The organism is Vibrio sp. Y176 (assembly GCF_033438945.1).
This window is the reverse complement of the sequence record NZ_JAWOQS010001083.1, coordinates 1-537: the sequence shown is the minus strand read 5'-3', so window position 1 is coordinate 537 and position 537 is coordinate 1. Positions and strand designations below refer to the sequence as shown.

General features: G+C 47.5%; 1 protein-coding gene. It reads right to left on the bottom strand.

Annotated elements, in window-relative coordinates:
- Nucleotides 1–537: phospholipase D-like domain-containing protein (locus R7O13_RS30320; RefSeq protein WP_318305653.1), on the bottom strand; the 537-nt coding region annotated here is incomplete at both ends.

The following is a 537-nucleotide window of genomic DNA, read 5'->3' as shown; positions in this document are numbered from 1 at the left end:
CGCGCGATGCCCACTGAACCATAAGTGAGTCATTTTTGTGCGGTATGATCAGCTCAACATCAATACCGCGCTGCGCCGTCATTTTTAACGTCTCAAGCAAGTCGGTATTAGGTACAAAATACGGTGTTGTGATTCGTACCGAACGATTGGCTTGGTTAATTGCCAAAGTAAGCACTTGATAAATCAAATACTCTGGCATGCCGGGGCCAGATGGAACCACCTGAATCGGATGTTGGTATTTGCTGTTGTCAATTTTGCACTCCGGCAACTTCGGCAGATAACGTTCGCCCGTTTCTACTTCCCAGTCCCAGCAGTGAATCGCACTTAACACGTTTACGGTTGGCCCTGTAACTCGCACCATGATATCGATCCAACGCCCAACGCCGCTGCTCTGTTTAAAGTATGCAGGATCGACAAGGTTCATTGACCCTGTATAGGCGATTTCATCATCAATGACGATGATTTTACGGTGCTGGCGAAGATCAAGACGACGTAAGAAAATACGCCACATCTTCACTTCGAGCGCCTGAATAACCT